The organism is Bradyrhizobium sp. (assembly GCF_049512235.1).
GTDB lineage: Bacteria > Pseudomonadota > Alphaproteobacteria > Rhizobiales > Xanthobacteraceae > Bradyrhizobium.
In genome coordinates this window covers 1-6,774 of the sequence record NZ_JBEKXH010000350.1, presented here as the reverse complement: position 1 = coordinate 6,774, position 6,774 = coordinate 1, and the positions used below count along the sequence as shown (strand labels likewise).

The 6,774-nt window shown below is 63.6% G+C and carries 6 protein-coding genes and 1 pseudogene; 1 reads left to right on the top strand and 6 read right to left on the bottom strand.

The features are described 5' to 3' along the window. Nucleotides 1–206: 206 nt before the first annotated feature. Nucleotides 207–1,859 (top strand): fumarate hydratase, encoded by a 1,653-nt coding sequence (locus tag ABSG20_RS25835; protein WP_423867321.1) that lies wholly within the window; start codon nt 207–209, stop codon nt 1,857–1,859. A 199-nt stretch (nt 1,860–2,058) separates the two neighbouring features. On the opposite strand, the gene ABSG20_RS25830 is transcribed toward ABSG20_RS25835, so the two are convergent. The 6 genes and pseudogenes from ABSG20_RS25830 to ABSG20_RS25805 form a co-directional block, all read right to left on the bottom strand. After that, the gene (locus tag ABSG20_RS25830; RefSeq protein ID WP_423867320.1) at nt 2,059–2,259 is read right to left on the bottom strand and encodes a hypothetical protein; all 201 of its coding nucleotides are present in this window, start codon (nt 2,257–2,259) and stop codon (nt 2,059–2,061) included. 106 nt (nt 2,260–2,365) lie between these two features. Continuing rightward, a complete protein-coding gene (locus tag ABSG20_RS25825) occupies nt 2,366–3,271 on the bottom strand; it encodes a hypothetical protein (protein ID WP_423867319.1) in 906 nt (301 codons plus the stop codon). Nucleotides 3,272–3,460: 189 nt separating this feature from the next. Then, the gene (locus ABSG20_RS25820) at nt 3,461–3,757 is read right to left on the bottom strand and encodes a hypothetical protein (RefSeq protein ID WP_423867318.1); all 297 of its coding nucleotides are present in this window, start codon (nt 3,755–3,757) and stop codon (nt 3,461–3,463) included. A 293-nt stretch (nt 3,758–4,050) separates the two neighbouring features. Further along, a complete protein-coding gene (locus tag ABSG20_RS25815; protein WP_423867323.1) occupies nt 4,051–4,380 on the bottom strand; it encodes a hypothetical protein in 330 nt (109 codons plus the stop codon). A 69-nt stretch (nt 4,381–4,449) separates the two neighbouring features. Further along, a pseudogene (locus ABSG20_RS25810) lies at nt 4,450–4,989 on the bottom strand (inner membrane-spanning protein YciB); the annotation flags it as partial. Nucleotides 4,990–5,192: 203 nt separating this feature from the next. Further along, nucleotides 5,193–6,587, bottom strand: coding sequence for a carotenoid oxygenase family protein (locus ABSG20_RS25805; protein ID WP_423867322.1), 1,395 nt, complete (start codon nt 6,585–6,587; stop codon nt 5,193–5,195). Nucleotides 6,588–6,774 lie beyond the last annotated feature (187 nt).

Sequence of the window (6,774 nt, the reverse complement as noted above, 5' to 3'; positions counted from 1 at the left end):
GGATTCGGGGCGATGCGACCTTGGATACCCTGGTGGGAATACAGGATCGACTTCGCGCGGAAGGCGAAGAGCGTTTCCCGATAGTGGAATACGCTACGAAGAAAGAGCTCAACGCAAGTGGCGGTTCTTAATCCCGATCATCTATTCGACCAAGCCAACAAGTGAGCGTTTTGCTATTCCCGCCCCGCTAACCTGCGAGCAAACCCATGAACGCCCCCACCGCCATCCCGGATCCAAAGCCCGTTCCGCCCTATAGGCACACGCCTTTGTTTCCGCTCGGCGCCGACACCACGCCCTACAAGAAGCTGACGACCGAGGGCGTCCGGGTCGAGAGGGTGCTCGGCAAGGACATGCTGGTGGTGTCGCGCGAGGCGCTGCGGTCGCTCAGCGAGGCCGCCTTCGGCGACATCAATCACTATTTGCGGCCGGGGCATCTGAAGCAGTTGCGCAGCATCCTCGATGACAAGGAGGCCAGCGACAACGACAAGTTCGTCGCCTTCGACTTCCTGAAAAACGCCAATATCGCCGCCGGCGGCGTGTTGCCGATGTGCCAGGATACCGGCACCGCCATCATCATGGGCAAGAAAGGCTTTCGCGTGCTCACCGATGGCGACGACGAGGCGGCGCTGTCCGAGGGCGCGCGCGATGCCTATCTGCGCCGCAACCTGCGCTATTCGCAGGTCGCGCCGCTGTCGATGTACGAGGAGAAAAACACCGCCAACAACATGCCGGCGCAGTGCGAGATCTACGCCGAAGGCGATGAGGCCTACAAGTTCATGTTCATGGCCAAGGGCGGCGGCAGCGCCAACAAGAGCTTCCTGTTCCAGGCGACGCCCTCGGTGCTGACCAGGGATCGCATGCTGGCCTTCCTGAAGGAGAAAGTGCTGACCTTGGGCACCGCGGCCTGCCCGCCCTATCATCTGGCGATCGTGATCGGCGGCACCTCGGCCGAACTCTGCATGAAAACCGTAAAACTTGCTTCCGCCCGATATCTCGACGCGCTGCCGACCCATGGCTCGGCCGACGGCAATGCTTTCCGCGATCTCGAGATGGAGCAGGAAATCCTGAAGATGACGCAGTCGCTCGGCGTCGGCGCGCAGTTCGGCGGCAAATATTTCTGTCACGATGTGCGGGTGATCCGGCTGCCGCGACACGGCGCTTCGCTGCCGATCGGGCTTGGCGTATCCTGCTCGGCGGACCGCCAGGTGCTCGGCAAGATTACCAGGGACGGCGTCTATCTCGAGGAGCTCGAGCATAACCCGGCACAATATCTGCCCGCGGTGGAGCAGTCGCTTGGCGGCGAAGTGGTAAAGATCGATCTCAACCAGCCGATGGCGGAAATCCTGGCGACGCTGTCGACGCACCCGATCAAGACCCGGCTGTCGCTGAGCGGCACCATGATCGTGGCGCGGGATTCGGCCCATGCCAAATTGCGCGAGCGGCTGGAGAAGGGCGAACCGCTGCCGGACTATTTCAAGAACCATCCGATCTATTATGCCGGCCCGGCCAAGACGCCGGCGGGTTATGCCTCCGGCGCGTTCGGCCCGACCACGGCCGGACGGATGGATTCCTTCGTCGACCAGTTCCAGGCCGCCGGCGGCTCGATGGTGATGCTGGCCAAGGGCAACCGCGCGGCCGCGGTGCGCGAGGCCTGCAAGAAGCATGGTGGATTTTATCTCGGCTCGATCGGGGGTGCTGCGGCGAATCTGGCCGGGCACTGCATCAAGAAGGTCGAGGTGGTGGAATATCCCGAACTCGGCATGGAAGCGATCTGGCGCATCGAGGTCCTGGATTTTCCGGCCTTCATCATCATCGACGACAAGGGCAACGACTTCTTCAAGGAGTTGAACCTGGGGTGAGTCTTGGACCTCGTCCCGCTTGCGCGCAACGTGACCTCGCCCCGCCTGCGGCCGCTCAGCACGGGGAGAGATCGATCACGAAGTGATCGGGTGAGGGGGACTCTCCCCGACGTCGCTCCGAGTTTGTAGCCTGCCTCACCGCAACCCTCTTCCCGCGAAGTGCGATGCCGGGAAGCCCGGCGCAATCCGGCGCTTCGACTCACTTTTCACCGGGCTTCTTGTCGTGTTCGACCATCCACTGATGGATGAAGTCGCGCGGCGAGGGCGGGGCTTTCTCCGCCGTATTGCCGGGCTCCTCGCCTTCGAGGGGCGCCTTGTTGATGCCGGTGAGCCGGTCGATCTCGGCGTGAATCGACGCCGCGCGCGCCTTGCCCGCGGGATTGGATTTCTGCTCTGTCATGGGTACCCTTTCGCGCCGATGAAGGTTGTCGCGAAAGTCGGCTGATCTGTGGCCGAAATCAACACATAAACCCGCGCTTTTGAGGAAAAGCGAAGCCGGGTTCCGCTCAGGCTTTCTTTTTGGGCGCGGCTTTCTTTGCAACCTTTTTGGCGCTGCCGTGCCGCGTCGACGGCCGTCCGAGGATCTCGCTGATTTGCTGGCGCCACATCGTCGCATTGCCTGTCAGCGATTTCTGTGCCTGCGCCACCGTAAGGCCGGCGCTCTGCGCGGTGACCCTGCCGCGATCGATGGCCTGCGCCGTTCGCTGCGCGGTCAGGCGGTCGACGAACCCGCGGATGCTGGCCGATTTGGCATCGCGCGCGCCGATATCGCGGAACGCCGGCGCGCCACCATCGAACCAGGATTGCTGCCACCAATGTCCATCCACCGAATCCTTCCATGACAGATAGCCGCCGCGCAGCACCTGTCGGGGCGCGGTAATCGCGCCGGTGTAGGAATATCGCACGCCGGATGCCGTCACCGGATCAAAATAGTTCGGCGTGAAGAAATCCGACACCAGGATGCCGTTGACGCTATAGGCGAAATCGGCGGCTTCCGAGGGATCGCAGACCTCGACCAGGAAGCTAACCCGTCCCTGTCCGGGCTTCGGCGAATCGCCGGTCTCCTGCCTGTTGCCGGAGGGATCGACCACCATCTCGCACATTTCGTGGCTTGCCGTCAGCGACCACTTGTCGACGCTATCGGAGGCGGCAATAAGAGCGAACGGCTGGCCATCCTTGTCGATATGGATGCCCGCGGCGCTGTAGCCGATGTTGTCCCTGATGACCATCGGCCAATAGCCGTCCGGCACATCCTGGAGTTTCGCGAATACATCCACTGTCGCCGATACGTCCCAGATCGGCGCGAGGTCACGGCTTGCCTGCTTTTGCATGGCCGCGGAGACACGCAGCAGATCGTTCATCTTGCAGAGATTCGACTCCGATACGAGTGCCACGTGTTGAATGAGTGCCAATGCTCCCTCCAGCAAAATAATTTGCCGGATCGTAATCTGCCAAACCTGGGGTTGCAATTGGGATTCGACCCGAGAATTGCGGGCCAACAGCATCGTGCCAATGGCGATGATCTCGGGACTAAAATCCGGGCGAAGCAGCCATCAACGGCGGTCCTCCCGGCGAGCCGCCGGGACGATCGACGTGGCATTCTAGGCCCGGGTGCCGGTGAACGGAAAGCTTCCCATCGGGCCGATACCCATCTCGCCGGACATGCTGTCACCGGAGACCTTGCCGGTGAAGGCCAGCGTCAGCGGCATCGGGTTGGTGATCGAGATTTTCCAGGCGACGTCGTCGCCTTCGGCGGTGCCGTCGAAGATCTCGCCGACATTGCCGTCGGCGCCCTGCGTCCCCGTCAGCGTTCCCCCCGCACTCTTAAGGCTCAGAGTGGCATTCCGCTCGCCCATCGGGGTGCTCATGGTGAGGTTCCAGTTTCCGTCCACGGTCATACCATCTCTCCAATATATTCACTTCGCAGACACCAAATGGTTCCGGGAACAGGGGTGCTCGCGGCGGCGGTATAGCCCATCTCAAGGCCCAAGCCCATGATCGGTTTTCTGGACGCGCTGTTCATGCGAACTCGACGATCGGGCGCGGCGGCGCGCAACCGGCTGCCGACGAGCAGGCGAAAGGCAACCTATTGCGCGGCGACGGCGGCAAGCCCGGCGCCGAGCGCGATCACTGACGGATTTCAGACCGCCGCTTGCCGCCGCCGCGATCACCCCGCAGCCGCGCGCAAACATCAGGGCCGCCCGGGCATTGCCGGTGCCGGTGACATATCCGGGGATGACAGGGGAACGCGGCCCCTTGAGCGGATGCCGATCCGGCCGGCCATGCTGTCGCCCGAAACTGTGCCGGTGAATTCCAGCGTCACCGGCATCGGGTTGGCGATCGAGATTTTCCAGGCGACGTCGTCGCCGCTGGTGGCGCCGTCGAAGATCTCGCGGACATTGCCGTCGGCGCCCTGCGTCCTCCCCGTCAGCCTGCCGTCCGAACTCTGCAGGGTCAGCGTGACGGCGCGCTCGCCCGTCGGGGTGCTCATGGTGAGGTTCCAGTTCCCATCCGCGGCCAGCTCACGTTTTAACGTGTTTCCCTCCGGTGCCGGCACTCGCGTGGCGTGAAAGCTTCCAGTCACGCGGCCGGCGCGCATCCGGCGGCTGATGACCAGGTAAAACACCGCGAACTGCACCCCGAAGGCCGCGAGTTTCGCGCCAAACGCCACCACCGTTACGTAGATCGTCCACAGCCTGATATCGCCGGTCGCTGCCGCCGCAATCACCCCGGCGCCAAGCACAAACATCAGCGCCGCCCAGGCATAGCCGGCGCCGGTGACATATTCGGGGATGATTTTGCTGACCACCGGGGGAACATAGCGCAACATCCAGCCGCGCTTGAGCATGATCGCGCCAATGGCAAAGTGCGCGATCGAGGGTTTGGCCAGCACGAAGCGCGGATCGTGGGTCAACAGCGTCGCGCTACCAAGCACGATGACCAGCACCATGCTGGCATAGGTCATGTAGCCGAGCGGTTGGCCCCTTACGCGGCTATAGACCACCTGAGCCACCGCGCCGGCGATCGCGATGACGGTCGCCAGCACGATGTCGCCAATGATCCAGTACAGCACGAGGAACAGGATGGTCGAGAAGAAGTCGGTGGCGAGTTTGGCGAAGACATCTTTCATCGTGGCGCTCCCTGGCTCGATTTCTCACCTACGCGTTCACGAATCTGACGACTCTGTCGGCAGTCCGGGCGCTCCGGGGCGCGCGGCCGGAGCGTCATGACCTCCGGATTCCGGGTTCATCGCCGCCGGGGTGGCGCGTGGCGCGCCGACCCGGCGGCGATGCCCCGGTATGAGGGTGATCTCTGGTCGGCCGCGATCTAACTTCACGCCGCTCCGACCCAGTTGCCGTGAAAGCCGTCGGGCACCCGGTGCCCGAGCTGCACCAGCGCCACCGGGCCGGCTTCGACATCGGTGGCATTGAAGACCGCGAGGTCGCTGCGGTTTTCGCTGGCGCGCCAGACCACGGCCAACAGCCAGCCGTCGCCCTCGGCGGCCGCAGGGCCGCGCGCGACGAACACCGGTTCGGAGAGGGTGTCGCCTTCAGGCAGCAGATAATGGCCGAGACGCGATCCCTTGCCGTCGACATGGACCACACCGGACAGCGCGCCGAACATCGACACCTCGGGATTGGCGCAGGCGTACCAGCCGTGGTGGTTTTGCAGGCCGGCGCGGCGATCGTCGATGCGCGGGAATTCGCCTGTGAGATCGTCGAGATAGGTCTGGGTGAAGCGGTCGGTATTGCCTGACAGGTCGAAGCTCCAGCGGCACAGCCGGGCGCGCGACTTGGTCGGGTCGGTCGGCCTGCCGTCGGGATGCGGAAACAGCGGCGCCTCCTCGAACTGCATGACGTCGGCAATGATGTGGCTGCCGTCCTCCCAGGCATTCATGACGTGAAACACGTAGCAGCTCTCGGCGCGGAACCAGACGATATCGCTGGTCGCGCCATCGCGCTTCATGACGCCGACATAGGCACCCTTGTCGGGCTCCCAGGCATAAGGGGCCTGGCCGCGCATCGCGCGCGCCATGCTGCCGGTAATGGGGAGGACCGGAAACAGCAGATGATGTTCGGTCACGATAAAGTCGTGCACCATGCTGGCATAAGGCGCCTCGAAACGATCGAAGCGCGTCACCACGCCGGAGGCGCTGACGGAGCCGACGGAGAGCGCAGGCGTCAGCGGTCCTGCAGCGTTATAGCCGAAGAACATCATCTCGCCGGTTATGGGATCGATCTTGGGATGGGCGGTGAAGGGGCCGGCGATCGCGCCATTGTAGTCGCAGTAGCTGCGGCGGTTCAGCGTGCCCGGCTCGATCTCGGTCGGCCGGTGGCCTTCCTCCAGCGCCAACAGCCGGCCGGCGTGAAAGATGATGTTGGTATTGGCGACGCCGCCATCGTCGGTCACCGAGGCGGGGGTGCCGGGGAGCTTGCGGCCGAAGCCGCCGAACAGCGCGCGGCCGGCGTCATGTTCGGCCTGCCATTTCGGGGTGCGGACCCAGCGATTGCGGTAACTAGCGCGGCCGTTTTCGAGATGGAAGGCGTGCAGCATGCCGTCGCCGACGAACCAGTGCGCGCCCGGTGCATCGAACTGCGGATTGGGACCATTGCGATAGAGCGTGCCGTTGAGTTCCCTGGGCAACTCGCCGACCACCTTGAGAAAGTCCGCATCGCATTCCATCGGAATCGGCGCGAGATTGGTGCGCGCCTTCCGCGCCGCCTCCATCGCGTCATCCGCCTGCCTGGTTTCCTGCTGCATGGTTGCTTCTTCCCTCATCTTTACATCGTAAAGAACGGAGCGACACCCGGTCCGTCAAGGGCAAATCTTTACGGTGTCAGAATCGTGATCTATAAGTTCAGCGGACATGCCAAGAAAACCCAGCACTTCCCGAACCCGCCTCCGTCCTGCGGCA